We start from the raw sequence: 19,822 nt of genomic DNA on the forward strand, positions 1-19,822 counted from the left end.
CGTTCGAATGTCATTTCATACTAGCCTCCAACGTTATATAAGACATGAGCTCCCGGTCCAACATCTTTCAATATCCATGCGGGCAATGACCTCTTCCGTGGCTTGGGATGAACATTGGAAACAACCGACTGCTTCCAGCGTATTGAAGAAGCAGGAACATTTCCAATATGGTCAGAGACCGAAGTTGTGGGATTCACAACCAACTCTTTCGGCAGGGGAGCCAGCAATTCTGATAGGCAAACCACTTGATTGTTCAGGATATCCTAAGACACTTCCTGAGGCTTTTGATCTGACCGTCAGGAATCATCCAAAGAAGAAATTATATTATAAGAAAGAAAATGGGGAAGTCCGAATATCAGATTATATGGAATTGTCTCAGGATGCTGAACGCATCCTTCAAGGACTGATTCAACAAGGTGTCCGGCCAGGGGAATCTGTCATTTTGCAAATTGAACGCATAGATCACTTAGTAACTGCACTCTGGGCTTGTATACTTGGCGGTATGAACCCAGCACCACTGAAGCCAGCTCTTCATTTGCCATCCGATCACGTGGAACATCACAAGCTGAAACAAGTGTGGAAGTTATTGAATTATCCACTCATTGTAGGAGATTCCGCGGGTACTTTCGAAGGGGCGGGCAAACGTGAAGAAACGGTAATTTCGGTAAATGAGCTGTTGCGGCATAACTGTTCCCAGGAAAGGCACATTAGTGAGCCCCATGCCCCTGTCCTAACCCTTTTTACATCAGGGACAACAGGTACTCCGAAGTGTGTCCGATATCATAATCACCAGATCCTTGCAAATATTTTAGGTATCAAACAACATCTGGGCCTGACCTCTGAAGAGGTTACCTTGAATTGGATGCCGCTCTATCATGCTGGTGGATTGTTAACCAATCATATCCTCGGAGTTGTGTTGGGCAGTGAGCAAGTGCTAAGTTCTGTTGAGCGTTTTTTGAATTCCCCCACTTCGTGGCTGGAAGATATAGAGGAACATCAAGTCACATTCACCTGGGCTCCTAATTTTGCCTATGCACAGATGAATCGGCATGAAGCCGTCCATGCCAGGCCATGGGACTTGTCATCTATTCGAATCATATTGAATGTAGGTCAGCCGATCTCGGCTCAGACAGGCAAAGAATTCCTTCATCAATTAGTTCCGTTTGGGCTAAGAACGGATAGCGTTGTTCCTGCATATGGCATGACTGAGTTTTCGGGCAGTCTCTGCTTCAGCAGAACGTTTGATCCTTCCGAGACAGGTGGAATTCAGCATATTGTTAAGGGGACGTTGGATAGCGAATTGATCTTTGCAGACTCCCCCAATACTGACGAAACAATAGCCTTTGTTGAGATCGGAGAGGTAATTCCCGGAATAAGTCTGCGTATAGTAAATGACCGCAATGTTCCGCTTCCCGAAGCTCATGTGGGGAGAGTTCAACTCAAAGGAGATTCAATTATAACGGAATACTTCAAGAACCAAGAAGCAACTAACAACGTGATTACGAACGATGGATGGTTCGAATCAGGGGATCTCGGTTTTGTTAAAGGTGGAATGTTGACATTAACAGGCAGAGAAAAAGATGTACTGATCATGAACGGCAAAAATCTATACAACTATGAGATTGAAGCCGTGATGAAGCAAGTATACGGTGTTGATGTTGACTACGTGGCTGCAGCAGGAATATCTGGTGGAGAGTCTGGCAATGATCAGCTGTTGTTATTTTATACACCTTGGAATGACGATGAAGGATTAAATCTGTTTGTCATTCAGGAGATGAGAGGAATCATATCGAGACAATTTGGCGTGAATCCGAGGTTTATTGTTCCAGTAAGCAAAAGGGAATTCCCTCGTACACCTACAGGTAAAATCCAGCGGTTACAACTTGTAGATCTACTACTCGATGGCCAATTTGATGAAACGCTCAACCGAATAGAATATATGCTGCATGAACGTCAGCAGGCTCAGATGATGATGGAAGAAGAGGTTGCAGCAACCTCTGTTGAACAGGCTGGTTGGGTACAAACAGAAGAAGATGATTCCGCGGGAGCACAGATCCAGCAGGGCAAGCTGTGCATTATTCACTACACATCAGAGCAGGATCATTGCCACGAGGCTTTGGTGTACACCAAAATACGTGAATATGTGAAGGACCATAATGTACTTTTTGACCGAATTGAAGTATACAGAAAACCTCATATAAGAGAAGGAGCATTGGCTTCTTCTAAGCACTATTCATTTCTAGAAAAGGCATTTCTATCGGTATTGGGATTGACCCAAGTGAGCAAGCATGATGATTTTTTCCTTCTTGGCGGGGACTCCCTTCGCATGACTCGTCTGCTCGCGATGATTGCTTCCGAGTATAAGGTGCGTATTCCGGTACAGCGTTTTTTCAGACAAGCAACCATCAATGCAATTCTTCAGGAATTGCAGAAAGCGGAACCGTTGAAGAGTCATATTCCTATCCCGGTACAGCAGCAACGAACAGCGAAACTTCCGCTTACATTGAAACAAAAAAGTCAATGGGTTCTGCACATGATTGCTCCAGAGAGCGCCTTTTATACCAATACTTTTTCAATTCACTTTACTGGTGTTTTTCATATATACAGACTTCAGAATGCTGTACAAGAACTGATTATGCGGCATGAGGCCTTGCGTGTTCGCTATGGTATTCAAGATGGGGAACCTTATCAATATGTTAAAGAGCTAGGATCTGAAATAGAAATTAGACGGATAGATCTTACTCAGCTTCAGGAAAATGAGAGGCATGTTGGAATCAGGATGGAGATTGATCGGGAAGCAAACTTGCGGTTTGACCTTGTGAACGATGCATGTCTTCGTATGTGTCTGATTGATTGCAGCCCGGACAAGCATATTCTGGTTGTGTCCATGCATCACATTATATCTGATGGCTGGTCAGTGGAGATTTTCACCAACGAATTGATGCAATTATATAACTCGGAGTTGGGAGATTCGCATCGAATGTTGTCTCCGCTTTCTGTCGCCTACTCGGATTACGTGCTGTGGCAATCCTCCATGGAGCAGGACAGTGATTCTCCTCTGTGGGAACTAAAAGAGTACTGGATCAATAAGCTAAACCGAACATTACCCATCATACAGGTACCATGTGATTTTCCATATCCTGAGGCCAGAACGTACAAAGGAAATACGATCGAACGTATCGTAGATTCCCAATTGACCTCCAGAACATTAGTGAAGGCAAATCGGTCAGGGGTTACACTCTTTATGCTCTTATTCGCCGTGTATGGCTACCTAATCCATCGTTTTAGCAGACAGTCCTATATTCCCATTGGTACCGTAATGTCCAACAGGACCTGTGCTGAGGTGGAGAATCTCATTGGATTTGTAGCGAATACCGTTATTTTACCCGTCGAGTTTAGTGATGATATGACGTTTGATGATCTGCTGGAACAAGTTAAAGGAATGTCCCTGGATGCTTATCAACATCAGGAAGTACCTATAGAAATGCTGCTACCTGACCTTTCGTATCATACAGCACCGGGATCAACACCGGGGTTTCAAGTCATGTTCACACTGCAAAATGAATTTACTCACCAATATCAGCTTCAGGACGTATCAGTACAGTTGATGATTGAAGCAGGAAGTACATCCAAGTATGACTTGATTCTACATGTATATGAACAGTCCGATATTCTTAGGCTGCGTATGGAATACAACACGGATTTGTACAGAATGGAAACCATCGAAAGGCTTCTTCAATTCTACATCACCATGCTGGAAGGGGTTGTTGAGCATTAAGCTGTCGAGTCTGAATAGATTGCCTGATACCGAGAGGCGTATACTTCTGGAGCAATTCAATGATACGAAGACCACATACCCGAGAGAAGCAACACTGATCAGTTTGTTTGAGGAACAGGCGAAACGATCTAGTGAACGGGTTGCCTTGCGCTATGAACATACGGAGATGACGTATGCATCATTAAATAATAAGGCCAACCGCTTGGCGTTATATCTTCGACAGCAAGGCGTGAAACCAAATCAGGTTGTAGGCATTTTGTTTTCACGTTCACCCGGAATGGTGATCAGCATTCTTGCCGTACTTAAGGCTGGTGGAGCTTACATGCCGATTGATCCCGAGTACCCGAAGGAACGTATTCAATACATGCTTGAAGATAGCAAAGCGCAATTCTGTATTACGGAAGAGCAGGAGTATCTGCCTGAAGAAATGTCGATTAAGCCAATTGTTCCAGACCTGCTGGATGACGATGGGAAAGAGGGCAACTACGTAACAAATCTGGAACAAGTGAATCGACCATCGGATTTGGCATACATCATCTACACATCAGGATCAACGGGTAAACCTAAAGGGGTCATGATTGAACATTCCAATGTGGTTAGGTTGCTTTTTAATGACCGAAACTTGTTTGACTTCACCAAAGAAGATGTGTGGACACTGTTCCATTCATTCTGTTTTGATTTTTCGGTATGGGAGATGTATGGGGCGTTATTGTATGGTGCCAGATTGATTGTAGTACCTCTGAATGTGACAAGGGAGCCAGCACAATTCTTATCATTACTACACAAGGAACAGGTCACCATTCTGAACCAAACGCCGACTGCCTTTTACCGAATTGCTAAACTGGAAGTACAGTCAGACTTGGATACACCGTTGGCTGTTCGAAAAGTAATCTTCGGTGGAGAAGCTCTTCAACCTATACAACTACTGGAATGGAAGAAGAAATATCCTCAAGCTCAACTCATTAATATGTATGGAATTACGGAAACAACGGTACATGTGACATATAAGGAAATGGAATGGGATGATATTCAAGGCAAAACAAGCAACATTGGGAAACCCATCCCTACGCTTCAAATTTATATTCTCGATGAACAGCGGGAATTGGTTCCGATCGGTGTGGAAGGGGAGATTTATGTTGGCGGTGAAGGCTTGGCTAGAGGATACCTGAACCGAGAAGAACTGACCGCCGAACGGTTTGTTCCCCATCCGTTTGCACCTTCGCAGCGGTTATATCGAACTGGAGATCTCGCCCGCTGGCAGATGAACGGTGAACTGGAATATTTGGGAAGGATCGATCACCAAGTGAAGATCAGAGGTTTCCGAATCGAGCTTGGTGAGATCGAAACCAGACTTTTGGAGATAGATGGAATACAGCAAGCAGTTGTCACGGTGAGGGAAGGGGACACAGGAGAGAGCGTTCTCTGTGCATATTATGTCTCCGAACGACTTCAGCAGAGCAAAGATTTACGAACAAGGCTGTCTCAACATCTGCCGCAGTTTATGCTGCCTGCTCATTATATTCAAATGAAGCGCCTGCCAATGAACCTGAGCAACAAAGTCGATATCAGAGCACTTCCTGCTCCTAGCGACAGTGTGAGTCCAATGGATGTTACCGATTTGATTATGCCAAGCCATGAACTGGAATGGCAGATGCTGAACATTTGGCAGGAGATGTTGGATAACCGCAATATGGGGGTAGAGTGTGATTACTTTGAGCTTGGCGGAGACTCCATTCGTGTAATTGAACTGATCAGCCGAATGAACAGAGAACTTGGACTTCATATCCAGATTGCTGATATGTACGATTATCCAACGATTCGTGAACTGGCTAGACATCGTGCTTCCCTTCATGCACCCGATAACGTTCGAAACGAGATTGAGATGGAGTTATTACAGATGCGTACAGAGTGGCTGGCTAACCCGACATTACGAGCCTTGTTACCCCCCAATGTGGAAGATGTGTATCCCATGAGCGATATTCAGCAGGGAATGGTGTTCCATTACATGAAAAATGAAGGTCTGGGTGTATATCACGATCAGTTTGTATATCAGATTCATAAGCATCGAATTCAGGCGCTGAATCTTCAAACAGTCATGAATGAACTCATAATCAGGCATCCCATTCTGCGTACTGGTTTCAATATTTCCGACTTTCCCGTACCTGTCCAATTTAGTTGTGAACGTATACATTTTGATATTAAGGAGGTTCTACTGGACAGTCTGGATAGCGAATCGATAGAACAGGAAATTCGGAATTATATGGAGCTTGACCGGAAGCGGCCATTTGATATCCAGCAAGCTCCGCTCTGGCGTCTGGTGATTTTCACCTCCCAGGAGGAGTCATATGTGGGGTGGATTTTTCATCATGCCATTCTGGATGGATGGAGCGTTGCCGTCTTTATGTCGGAATTACTGAATTTGTACGGTGCTCTCAAAGGAGGGGAAGTCAGTGCCTGATCCGTTAAAAACGAGCTACAAAGATTATGTTATAGATCAGATGGCCCAATCTAGAAATTCGTCCATTATGGAGTATTGGCGTGAAGAACTGGCGGATTATCGAAAATATTCATTCCCGGAACAGTCCGAGATTCATCATGGCAATTCAGTATCCAACTCAACAGTGACTCTCCTTCCATCGGAACTGTACAGTCAGTTAAAAGAAGCGGCACGTAATCAGCGTGTTACGGTTAAATCCTTGTGTCTGTCTGCATTCGTCACTTCATTATATATGTTGTCCTATGAGGATGATATCCTGATCGGGCTTGTCGAGAATGGACGTCCTGTCCATGAGGATGGAGCACGCATATTGGGCTGTTTCCTAAATACCGTTCCTATGCGCATGCAATTTGACTCTCTGGTGAAGTGGGGGGACATTACTCAAAATGTATATCATAAACAAACAGCACTCAAAAAGTATGGCCGGTTATCCCTTGTTCAGATTCTAAATGCAATTGGGGAGCAAAGTAGCCGAGAAAATCCACTATTTGATATCGCTTTTAACTATGTTGATTTTCATGTGTATGAGTCTGTGGAAAGAGGAATGTTTGAATTTAAGTCTTACAGCTATGAGAAAACAAACACTCTCCTTGATTTTAGTATTTCAGTAACTCTCGGTGAGTTGTCCGTCAAGATGGTGTCATCTTATCCAACAGCATTCACAGATCGGCTGCTTGACGTATATCTGAAGGTTCTTGGTTGCTTGATTGCCAAACCTGAACAGAAGATCGATACAGCCGATATTATCACGGAGGAAGAACAAACGTTACTCGAAACTTACAATGACACAACAGCCGAATATCCTTATGAGGCAACCGTTGTAGAACTGCTCGAGCAGCAAGTCATACAGCAATCTGAGCGAACCGCAATTGTCATGGGGGAGAAGCAGTTGTCATACCGAGAATTCGGTATGCGAGTGGATCAGTTTGCAATTCACTTGTTCGAATCTGGTGTTGAACCTGGACAGAATATTGGACTGATTTCAAGGCGGTCCATAGAAATGATAACGGCCATTTTCGCCATTTTGAAAGCAGGATGTACCTATATTCCGCTGGATCCGGAGTTCCCGACGGAGCGAATTCGTACCATACTTGCAGATAGTGATGTGGCTGTACTTGTTGCTGAGAAGGATCTGCTCATCAGCGACTATGAAGGCAAGCAGATCAACCTGATCAAGCAAGAACAGTTGCAGAGCGACTGCGAGCAGCAAGCTGTGGACATATTCACGAAATGCCACAGATCCGCTGAAGATGTGGCCTATATCATGTATACATCGGGGTCTACAGGTAAACCGAAGGGTGTACAAACGACACACCGTAACATTGTGAAGACCGTAATCAATAACGGTTTTATGGATATTCATGAAACGGACCGGATGTTGCAACTCTCCAACTATGCATTTGATGGTTCAACATATGAAATATTCGGTGCTTTACTTAACGGAGCTACGCTGGTGCTGATTCCCAAGGAAACCGTCCTCAACGTGTCGGAGCTTGCTGATACGCTGGAGCGTGAACGAATCACATCGGCTTTTATGACGGTTGTACTGTTCAATGCCGTTGTTGAGTGGGATGTTCAATGTTTGAAACATGTGAGAAGGCTTTTCTTTGGCGGAGAGGCTGGATCCAAAAAACATGTGGAGAAGGCTCTGCAGGCTTTGGGGAATGACCGGATTGCTAACGGATATGGTCCGACGGAAACGACCGTTTTTGCAGCGACTTATCTGGTCAATCAACGTTTGCTGGATTATAACACAGTTCCCATCGGAAGACCTGTTCACAATACCCAGGCTCATGTAATGAATCGAAAAGGACAACTTCAACCTGTTGGAGTACCTGGCGAGTTGTATATTTCCGGAGATGGACTTGCCCAAGGTTACCTGCATCAGGCTGAGTTAACCGAAGAACGCTTTGTAATCGGTTCTGCTGGAGAAAGAATGTACAGAACAGGCGACCTTGTTCGCTGGCTGCCGGATGGAAACCTCGAGTACATGGGAAGATTGGATCAGCAAGTGAAGATTCGTGGAAACCGGATTGAACTTGGCGAGATTGAGAGCAGGCTATCCAGGATTGAATCGATTCAGGATGCTGTGGTCATGACAGAGAAGGATGAGCAGGGACATACCTATTTATGCGCGTATATCGTCCCGAGTGATAACAAAACTCCTGTGTTGGACTGGAAAAAAGAGCTGAGGCAGACCCTGCCTGAATATATGGTTCCCAATACGTTCGTTACACTTGAAGCCTTTCCCATGACACTGAACGGTAAGCTCGATCGGAAGGCGCTTCCCAAGCCCACGAGAAGACAGACCAACCATTTCGTTGCTCCGGCTAATGTGTTTGAAGAGAAATTAGCTCGTATTTGGGAAGAGGTACTGGATATACAGAGCGTCGGAGTAGAGGAGCATTTCTTCGAAATTGGAGGACATTCACTTAAAGCTATGATGCTTGTGTCCAGAGTGCAGAAGGAAACTGGCGTAAAGGTTTCACTACAGGATGTATTCATCATGCCTACGATTCGGGAGATGGCCATGTGGATCATGGCAGCACGCTCGACAGACCAACCTGGAGAAGAACTTGTGCCCGTACCCTACAGGGACACGTACCCGGCATCTACTATCCAACAACGGATGTACATTGTTCAGCAAATGGAAAATGCAGGTGTAAGTTATAATATGCCTTTCCTGCTTCGGTTAAATGGCAAGCTGGATGTGAATGCCTTGGAGAGATCAATGCAGATGCTGATTCAGAGACATGAGGCATTGAGAACTTCATTCGAGTTACACCATGGTGAACTGCGGCAGCGTATTCACGGACCTGATCAAATATCTCTTGAACCGTTGCGCCTCGAAGAAGCTTCATTAGCAGAGACGGAGGAATCGGCTATCCAGTCGTTTGCTGAACAATTCATCCAGCCATTTGATCTGGGAGAAGCTCCTTTGTTCCGAAGAGGTTTACTTCGGATGAACGAGGAGTGTCATGTGCTAATGTTTGACCTACACCATATTATTTCGGATGCACGATCGATAGAGATTCTGATATCCGACTGGGTTCGGTTATATCAGGGGCAGTATCTTTTGGACCTGAGTGTGCAGTACAAGGATTATGCTGTCTGGGAACAGGAGAGATATCTTCAACAAGAGGCATATAACAAAAGTCAGGAGTACTGGTTGTCCTTGTACAAAATCGAAGTCCCTGTTCTTGAAATACCAACAGATCATCTGCGTTCGCCGATCCGCCGTTTTGAGGGAAGTCGTGTGAACTTAACGTTAGAGCCTACTCTCGTGAGACAATTAAAAGATGCGGCAATGAGCAATCAACAGACCTTATTTATGCTTATGATGGCATCCTATCAGATTCTGTTGTCCAAATATTCAGCTGCAGAAGATGTTACAGTGGGCACTCCTTTCACATGCAGAGATACCATCCAGCATGAACAAATGGTAGGCATGTTTGCCAATACGCTGGCACTTCGAAGTGAACCCAAGGCAGAACTGTCGGTAAGCGTATATCTGGAGAAGATAAGAGAAATTACGCTGGCAGCCTATCAATACGGCCGATATCCACTGGAAGACCTGATAGATCGCTTGTCACTGCCGTTTGATTCAAGTCGACATCCATTGTTCGACACGATGTTTATGTTACAGGATTCGGTAACAGCACAGATGCATATACCGGGACTTGAGGTCGAGTATGCAGAGTGGGATCATCATGCATCAAAATTTGACATGACATGGGTCTGCACATATTCCGAAGATGATATGACGTTATCGGTTGAATATCGAACGGATCTGTGGGAGTCACATACCGTAAAAGGGATGTTACAACATTATGTACATTTGTTGCAGCAGATCGTGGCTTTCCCGGAACTGAAAATCGGTGAACTGGAGCTTGTAACCGAATCTGATATTGCACAAATATATGAATGGAATAACAGCGATGCAGATTATCCCCAGAATGTTTCCGTGGCTGAGCTGTTTGAGCAGCAGGTTGAGCTCGGCAGCGCGAATCCGGCCGTCGTGATGGACGGGTACCGTGTTACGTATCGGGAGTTAAATGATCGCGTGAATCGTCTTGCACGATACCTTATTTCACATGGCGTTCAGCCTGGGCAACGTGTCGGGTTAATTATGGAGCGCTCCATTGAGGTCATTGTTGCAATGCTCGCCATTGTCAAGAGCGGAGCGGCGTACGTCCCTATTGATCCGAGCTTTCCAGCAGACAGGAAGACATTCATGTTGATGGATAGCGAGGCAAGGTGGTTGATTGCAGACCATCCTGATCAGATCCCCAACTATGAAGGTGAAGCTCTGATTTTTAATGAAAATATCTGGGCACACGAATCCAACCAGAATCCGGTTCATATCCGAAATAATGAAAATAACAGCGCATATGCCGAGTCTCCTGGACCGGAAGATCCCTTATATGTCATGTACACCTCTGGTTCCACCGGCACCCCCAAAGGGGTAATTACGACACACCGCAATGTGATCAAAACGGTAATTCATAATGGTTACGTGGATATCAGCCCTGAGGACCGCCTCCTACAGATATCTAATTATGCTTTTGACGGATCGACTTTCGACATCTATGGCGCCCTGTTACACGGTGCTGAACTAGTTCTTTTGAAACGCGAAGAGGTGCTGGATGGGAGTACACTCGCCACGGCCATTCGCAAACAACATATCACGATCGCTTTCATGACAACGGCACTATTTAACACACTGGTAGATCTGGATCCAGCATGCTTGAACGGGACTAGGAAAATTCTCTTTGGCGGTGAGAAAGTATCCAGGACACATGTCAAAAAGGCTGTTGATCTGCTTGGCAAGCATAGACTTGTACATGTATATGGCCCGACAGAAACGACGGTATTTGCCACATTTTACTCCATCGTATCTGGTGAATACATTCCAATTGGTCAGCCAACGAATAACACAAAAGTGTATGTGCTGAACCATGAAGGCAAGCGATTGCCTGTTGGTATTCCTGGCGAGTTGCATATAGGTGGACAAGGACTTGCCCAGGGATATTTGGGACAACCGGAGCTCACCCGTGACAAATTTATAGCTAGCCCATTTATTCCGGGAGAACGTCTATATCGGACTGGAGATTTGGTTAAATGGCTGCCGGATGGAAATCTGGAATTCATTGATCGAATTGACCAACAAGTGAAGATTCGTGGCAATCGGATCGAACTAGGGGAAGTAGAGGGACGCCTGCGTAAACTGTCAGGTATCCATGAAGCGATAGTGATGGCGGATCGTGACGATCAGGGTCATTCCTATCTGTGTGCGTACACATTACTTCAGGATGGAGAAGCCAAGCAGTCCTTTCAAGAACTGGTAACGATGTGGAAGCAGGAACTCAAGCAACAAATGCCGGAATATATGGTCCCAACCGTCTTTTCCATTTTGAATGAGATACCTCTTACTCCGAATGGAAAGATTGATCGGAAGAAACTTCCGAAGCCGACAATTGTACGAGGACAGCAATATGTTCCGGCAGAGAATCCGGTCCAACAGAGCTTGATTGAGATATGGGAAAGCGTTCTAGGCATTAAGAAGATAGGAATACAGGATCATTTCTTTGAATTGGGCGGACACTCTCTTAAAGCCATGTTACTAGTAGGCAAGATTCACCAGGAACTTGAAGTCAGACTTACCTTGCTGGATGTATTCCAGGCGCCAATTCTTGGGGACATGGCTGGATGGATTCAGAAGGCCGCTCGGAATCAGTATAGAGCCATTGAGCCGGCTCCGGTGATGCAGTCATATCCTGTTACATCGGTTCAGAAACAGATCTATTATGCCCAGCAATATGAAAACAGTGGAACAAGTTATAACATGCCGATGTTATTTGAAATCTCAGGAGCATTAGACACGGCTCGTCTGGAAGCATGTTTTAGACGGGTTATCGCACGTCATGAAGCCCTGCGGACATCATTCAATATGGAACATAGCGAATTAATTCAACGCATTCATTCGATAGATGAAGTGGATTGGAAGCTTGAAAGGTGGACTATGGATTCCTTGGAATCCTCGATCCAGGAATCTGATGGAACTGAAACAGATCCAATGTCTGGCGTGATGTCCACTTTTGTTAAGCCGTTTGATTTGGCCGTAGCACCGCTGATCAGGGCAAGTGTAATTGAATTCGATAGGGAACGGTATGTACTGGCCCTGGATACACATCACATTGTGTCTGACGGAGTATCTACTCATCGGATATATGATGAACTGTTTGATCTTTATCAGGTACGGGCACTTGATCCGATACGTGTTCAATACAAGGATTATGTAATGTGGAAGCAGAAACAGCAGACGAGCCGTACCTATGAGGAAGCACAGCAATTCTGGTTGGATCAGTACTCGGAATTTGAGAGTTCCGCAGAACTTCCAATGGATCGTGCACGTCCTGCCATCAGATCGTATCGGGGGGCATCCTATACATTTGGTTTGCCAAGTAAGAAGGTACAGGAATTGAAAAGAGCAGCTGCCGGTTACGGGGCTACTCCATTCATCCTTCTTTTATCGGTGTATGGCCTGATGTTATCTAAATATACGGGTGATGAGGACATCACCATAGGGGCACCGATTGCCGGACGAGAACATGTAGATGTGGAGCCCACTGTCGGGATGTTTGTAAACACGCTGCCTTTGAAGCTTAATCCAGCTGCTGATCTGACGGTTGGTGAATATATTCAGCATGTCAAAAAATATATGCTGGCAGTTCATGAACGTGGTATGTATTCTCTCAGTGATCTATTAGACAAACTACATTTTTCTTTTCAGCCGAACCGAAACCCCTTATTTGACACACTTTTTGTACTGCAGGATATGACGCTTCCCGCCAAAACACTTCAAGATATATCTGTTCGCAAATTGAACTGGCATGGACAGCAGGCCAAATTCGATATGTCCTGGGTATGGCATGAAGATGGGGATGAACTCGTGGCTGAGGTTGAATACAGTTCAGATTTATGGGATCGGGTTACCATCGAACAAATGACTCGTCATTATGTTTATTTGCTGGAACAACTATTGAATAGCATGGATACGAAACTGCGGGATCTGGAGCTGCTTACCCCGCTAGAACAAAAGTATTTTAGAGAGCTTAATAAAACGGATGCTGAATATCCAAGAGACTGGACTGTAACGGATGCATTTGAATCCATGGTATCAGAACAACCAGAACACGAGGCACTCCTGTACGGTACAGAGCGTGTGACTTATGGACAACTGAACGAACGCGTAAACCGGATGACGACATTACTCAAGCGACGTGGAATTAAGCCTGGTGACTACGTCGGACTGTTAACACATCGTAAACCGGAGATGATCATTGCCATCCTGGCGATATTAAAAGCAGGAGGAACGTATGTCCCTCTCGATCCCAAATTTCCTGAAGACCGGCTAACATACATTTTACGGGACAGTGGAGCACAGTGGCTCATCATGGAGCAGTATCAGACCCTTGATTCCTACACGGGAACAATCATCCCCCTGCTCGAACCGGAAGTTTATGCAGAGGGGAGTTCAATACAGACACCAATCTCCTATTCAGCAGAGCAGCCTGTCTATGTCATGTATACCTCAGGATCTACCGGGATGCCCAAAGGTGTGATAACGAGTCACCGCAATGTAGTGAAAACGTGTATCAATAACGGATTCGTTGAAATTGGGCGAGAGGATCGAATGTTACAATTGTCCAATTATGCATTTGATGGCGCCACATATGAAATTTTTGGAGCACTTCTAAATGGCGCAACACTCGTGCTTATGCCTGTTCAACATGTTCATGATGTGTCGTATCTTACACGCACATTGAGACAAGAGAGGATCACGAGTCTTTTCATGACAACCTCCCTGTTCAATACGGTAGTTGATTATGACGTAGACAGCCTGCGTGGTATGAGGAAACTGTTTATTGGCGGAGAAGCTGCCTCGGTGAATCATGTAATTAAAGCGTTGGATGTGCTGGGAGAACATCGGATTGTAAATGGTTATGGCCCGACGGAGACAACCGTATTTGCAGCAACGTATTCCATTGATGAGAGAGTAAGGGAAACCGGGCGTGTTCCCATTGGCCGAGCCATTCATAATACAAGACTTTATGTATTGAATACATGGGGCAAGCCCCAACCTGTGGGTGTTCCTGGAGAGTTGTACATCGGAGGCGAGGGTCTGGCTGCCGGATATCTGGGACAACCGGAGCTCACGGAAGAGAGATTTCTGGCCTGGCACATGGAAGGGGAAGATAGGGTCTATCGTACAGGAGACCTCGTAAGATGGTTAAAGGATGGCACCATTGAGTACTTGGGTAGATTGGATCAGCAAGTGAAAATCCGTGGAAATCGGATTGAGCTGGCAGAGATCGAGGAGCGCATCCTTGCTCTAAAAGAGGTCAACGAAACTGTAGTTACCGCATATCGTGATGACCAAGGACATTCCATGTTGGTAGCGTATGTTGTAATTGACCCTGCAAGTGTATTTGCCTTGAATGAAACGAAGAACAAACATCAAGCTGAGAACTGGAGAAGAATCTTAAAAGAAACACTTCCTGAGTATATGATTCCATCCATATTCATCGAGTTATCATCCTTACCGCTTACACGAAACGGGAAGCTGGACCGAAAAGTTCTGCCTAAACCTGACCTTGCTAGACTGTCTTCAAATTATGTGGCTCCCTCAACACCTACGGAGAAGGAACTGGCACAATTATGGACTGAAGTTCTGGATCTCACCCAAGCGGGCTTGCATGATCATTTCTTCGAAATGGGCGGGCACTCACTAAAAGCAATGGTTCTCTTAGCGAAGCTTCAGGAGAAATGGGCCATCCAATTAAGCATGCCGGATTTATTTAATGCTCCAACGCTGCAACAGATGGCCTCCTTGATTGACCAAGGGGACAAGCAGAATCATACTCGAATTCCGCGTGTCAAAGAACAAGACGATTATCCCGTGTCGTCGGCACAGAAGAGATTATATCTGGTGGAACAGTTCGAGGATACCGGGACAAGTTACAATATGCCCATGGTACTGAGGATGAACGGGAAACCTGATGTGATCCGGCTTGAGCTTGCGCTGAAAGGACTTATTCATCGGCATGAATCACTAAGAACCTCCTTCAGAATGGTTGATGGTGAGCTGCGACAGCACATTCATGACTTGAAGGACATGCATTGGGAATTGGAACTTAGAGCCGAACCTGAAACGCTTGCTGGTCTTGAGAGGAATGAACAGCTGGCTCGGTATATTGGCCCATTTGTCCGGCCCTTCGATCTGGGATGTGCACCCCTTATGAGAGCAGGATTATGTGTGCTTTCAGACATAGAATATGTGTTGGTCTTGGACATGCATCACATTGTTTCGGACGGAGTGACGACCGGAATTCTTTATCAGGATTTTATTCAGCTCTATCAGGGACATCCTCTTGATGAGATGACAGTTCAATATAAGGATTACACAGTGTGGATGAGTGAACAGAAGAGCAAGTCGGCCTACCTGATGAGTGAAGATTACTGGCTTAAGCGGTACGAGAAAGACATCACCGTGTTGGACATCCTCACAGAGGGTCGTCGCCCAAGTCGGCGACAATTCACAGGTTCTTCCCATACGATTGAACTGGGTCCTCAGCTGAGTGGCGCAGTGAAACAGTTGGCACAACAGACAGATGCAACACTCTTCATGGTCATGTTGGCAGCGTATAACATTCTTCTGTCCAAGTACACGGGGGAAAAAGATATTGTTGTGGGCATTCCGTTTGCGGGAAGGACTCATACGGATATCTCTTCCGTTGCAGGCATGTTCGTTAACACTTTGGCGCTGAGACAAGAATTGTGTGGTGATCTCCGGATTCACGAGTGGATCGGTCATGTGCGCAGGGACACGTTGCTGGCTTATGAACATGGGGAGTACCCATTGAATGAACTTATTGAGAAGCTGCAGATTACAAGAGATCCAGAGCGCAATCCGTTATTTGACACCATGTTTGTTCTACAGGATGCCAAGCCCCGGACGGTAGAACTGCAAGAGTTGCATATTGAACCTCTGGAGTGGACGAGTAACACTTCTAAATTCGATATGACTTGGGTAGTTCACGAGAATCAGGAATCTCTTAAACTGACCATAGAATATGCGACAGACCTTTACGAACATTCCCAGATGGAAAATATGGCGCTTCATTATGAGCATGTGTTAAGACAAATGTCCACCTCTCCGGACATATTACTGGACGAGATCAGGCTGATTACTCCTTCGGAAGAGCAGGAGATCCTGGGACAGTTCAACGACACTTACGCAGAGTATCCGCGTGATCGTACGATTAGCCAGCTGTTCGAAACCCAAGCGTCGCTTCGTCCCCATCATACGGCGTTGCACTTTTATGGGGAGACGTTAACCTACCAGGAGCTTCACCAGAAGGCTTGTCAGCTTGCCAGCTATCTTGAGCAGAGCGGCTTACGCCGTGGAGATGCTGTCGGCTTGTTGGCAGACCGTTCGATTGACATGATTGTGTCGATCTTGGGAATCTTGCGAGCAGGAGGCATATATGTTCCGCTGGATCCATCCTATCCGCAAGAGAGAATGATCTACATGCTGGAACACTGTAATGCAAGAATGCTCGTTGCTCCATCGGATAGACCTCTCCCTGGGTTCAAAGGGTTCGTGGTTCCACTGGAAGAGTCCAGTCGAACTCTATTGGAGAAAAACACATTATCTGTTCAATATGATGGTAATCCAACGACATTATCGGATGAAGCGACCATGCCAGCGTACATTATGTATACTTCGGGATCGACCGGATTACCGAAAGGTGTGGTCACTACACACCGAAATGTCATAAAGACTGCGATGAATAATGGATTTATCGATATCCGTGAACAGGATCGGATGTTACAGCTCTCCAATTATGCCTTTGACGGATCAACTTATGAGATCTTCGGTTCATTATTGAACGGGGCAACGCTTGTACTGATCAGCAGAGAGGACATGCTGGATATCAACAAGCTTTCCTCCATTATCAAGGGGCAGCGGATCACATCTGCCTTTGTCACTAGTGTACTGTTTAATGCGCTGGTCGATCATGATGTAACCTGTCTGCAACATGTGCATCGATTATTCGTCGGAGGAGAGGCACTTTCCAAATCTCATGTCATGCAAGCTCATCAATATCTGGGAGATGACCGGATCGCGAATGGGTATGGTCCGACCGAAACAACCGTTTTTGCAACGACATATAATGTTGGGCGTAATCTGGCAGGTCACGGTTCGGTTCCTATTGGAAGACCCATTCATAATACGAAAGCCTATGTACTCAATACGCAAGGCCATCTTTTACCTGTCGGTGTAGCCGGTGAACTGTACATTTCCGGTGATGGTGTAGCAGAGAAATATGTTGGGGATCTGGATCTGACGTTGAACAGGTTCATGGAAGATCCATTCTGTCCCGGTCAACGAATGTACCGGACAGGGGACAGAGTCCGCTGGATGCCTGATGGCTGTATAGAATTTCTTACACGGATCGATCATCAGGTCAAAATTCGCGGGCACCGAATTGAACCGGGAGAGATTGAGTCAAGGCTGATGCAGCATTCTGACGTACAGGAAGCGGTCGTTGTTCCTCGTCAGGACAGTACAGGACATTATCTGTGTGCTTATATCGTTTCAACGGAAGGATTCCAAGAAAAAGAGCTCAGAAAGTATGTTCAGCAGAGTTTGCCCGAATATATGGTGCCGTCGTATTTTGTACCGATTGCCAAGCTCCCGGTAACGCGTAACGGAAAGTTGGATCGAGGAGCCCTCCCGGCACCGGATCTGAACAGCATAAAAGGGGATTATCGTTCACCTGTATCTCAAGAAGAACAAATATTGGCCCAAGTCTGGTCAGAAGTACTGGGTGTGGAACGTGTGGGAATCGACGACAACTACTTTGTCCTCGGAGGAGATTCCATCAAATCCATACAGATTGCTTCAAGACTCACTCGTCATCAGCTCAGACTTCAGGTCAAGCATTTGATGCTGTATCCGACAATCGCGGAGTGTGCCGAGTTTTTGGAACCTTTGGAAACGAGGAAAGAGCAACGAGACATCATTGAAGGAGACATCCCTCTCACTCCAATTCAACAATGGTTCTTTGCACAGGGGTACAGCAACATGAATCATTGGAATCAATCCATGATGTTATACAACCGAGATGGGTGGGATACGGACACGGTAAATGAGGTGTTCCATAGACTTTGTGAGCATCACGATGCGCTACGTATCCAATTCGATATCCAGCCGGATGGTGTGGTACAGCGTGTTTCCCCAATAGACAAGGATAAGGATTTCCCTGTGGAAATACATGAAGTGGAAGCTGACTCTGATCATGCCCACCTTGAACGTCTTGCGACAGCGATTCAATCCAGGGTGAACCTGGGACATGACTTAATTCAGCTTGGTGTGTTCAGAACACCTGAAGGTGACCATCTGCTTATTGCAATGCATCACCTTATTATTGATGGTGTGTCATGGCGAATTCTGCTGGAAGATTTCCACTGCTTGTATCAGGCTATTCTCCTGGGTGACAAGACAGTGAGGTTGCCTGAGAAGACAGATTCCTATGCCTTCTGGAGTCGTGAACTCCAGAACTTAGCCACAGCGGAAGAGATGAAGCTCCAGCAAGCCTACTGGCACAAGCTATATCAGAAAGCACTACAGCTTCGCGATCATCACGATAAACCTGGTTTGCTCAAGCAAAGCAAAACAGTGACCTTGGAACTGGAACCTTACAGAACGAGCCAGCTATTGACTGAAGTTCATCGTGCGTATCACACCGAAGTTATGGATATTCTGTTGACGGCCCTCTCCATGACGTATGCAAAAGACATTGTTATCGATCTTGAAGGACACGGGAGAGAAGGCATACTGGACCATGTGAATACCACAAGGACCATAGGCTGGTTTACCACGATCTATCCTGTGCTTCTCCGTACAACTCATGAAGAACTTGGTGAAGCGCTGCGTCTTACAAAAGAAATGCTTCGTGGCATTCCTGACAAGGGAACCGGGTATTCAATCCTGAAATATCTGACTTCCGAGTTGAATTTGGAGGAGCCACCGTGTGATCCCGACATTGTCTTTAATTACCTGGGTCAATTTGGAGGAGACACACAAGGCGAGTCATTTATCATGTCATCCATGCCTATGGGCGAATTGATTAGTCCACTTAACCGAATGTCCCATTTCGAAGAGTGGAACTGTGTTGTTGATGAAGGGAAATTTCAACTAATCCTTCGTTATGATCCTTCAAGGTTGGATGAGAAAGAGGCTATGGAACAAGTAGCCAGCTATGGCTTGAATCTGGAGAAATTGATAGTGCACTGCCTGACTCGTGAAGCTGAGGAATATACACCCAGCGACTTTAGCGATGCAGACCTCACGTTGGATGAACTTGATGATATCTCGGATATCATTGGCAAGCTGTGAGTTTTCCGGAGATTCCTGAGAATGAGCAGGGGATCTCCGGTCTTCTTCGGCTATCTATAGATTTAAGGGGAGGACATAA

3 protein-coding genes are annotated in these 19,822 nt (G+C 45.7%); all 3 read left to right on the forward strand.

Annotated elements, in window-relative coordinates; translation table 11 throughout:
* Nucleotides 1–7 precede the first annotated feature (7 nt).
* From ACE3K2_RS02360 to ACE3K2_RS02370, 3 genes are read left to right on the forward strand one after another with little or no spacing between them, the layout of a single operon-like run.
* Entirely contained in the window at nucleotides 8–3,778 is a 3,771-nt protein-coding gene (locus ACE3K2_RS02360; protein WP_421886247.1) for a condensation domain-containing protein, read from the forward strand.
* On the forward strand, nucleotides 3,768–6,236 hold the full coding sequence (locus ACE3K2_RS02365) for an amino acid adenylation domain-containing protein (protein WP_421886250.1): 2,469 nt from the start codon (nucleotides 3,768–3,770) through the stop codon (nucleotides 6,234–6,236). The genes ACE3K2_RS02360 and ACE3K2_RS02365 overlap by 11 nt, the downstream gene beginning before the upstream one ends.
* The gene (locus tag ACE3K2_RS02370) at nucleotides 6,229–19,743 is read left to right on the forward strand and encodes an amino acid adenylation domain-containing protein (protein WP_421886252.1); all 13,515 of its coding nucleotides are present in this window, start codon (nucleotides 6,229–6,231) and stop codon (nucleotides 19,741–19,743) included. The genes ACE3K2_RS02365 and ACE3K2_RS02370 overlap by 8 nt, the downstream gene beginning before the upstream one ends.
* Nucleotides 19,744–19,822 lie beyond the last annotated feature (79 nt).

Source organism: Paenibacillus sp., assembly GCF_048976745.1.
Lineage (GTDB): Bacteria > Bacillota > Bacilli > Paenibacillales > Paenibacillaceae > Paenibacillus.

Excerpts from the sequence above, each read along its gene's own strand:
- ACE3K2_RS02360 (WP_421886247.1), top strand. The coding sequence starts at position 8 with ATGTCATTTCATACTAGCCTCCAACGTTATATAAGACATGAGCTCCCG.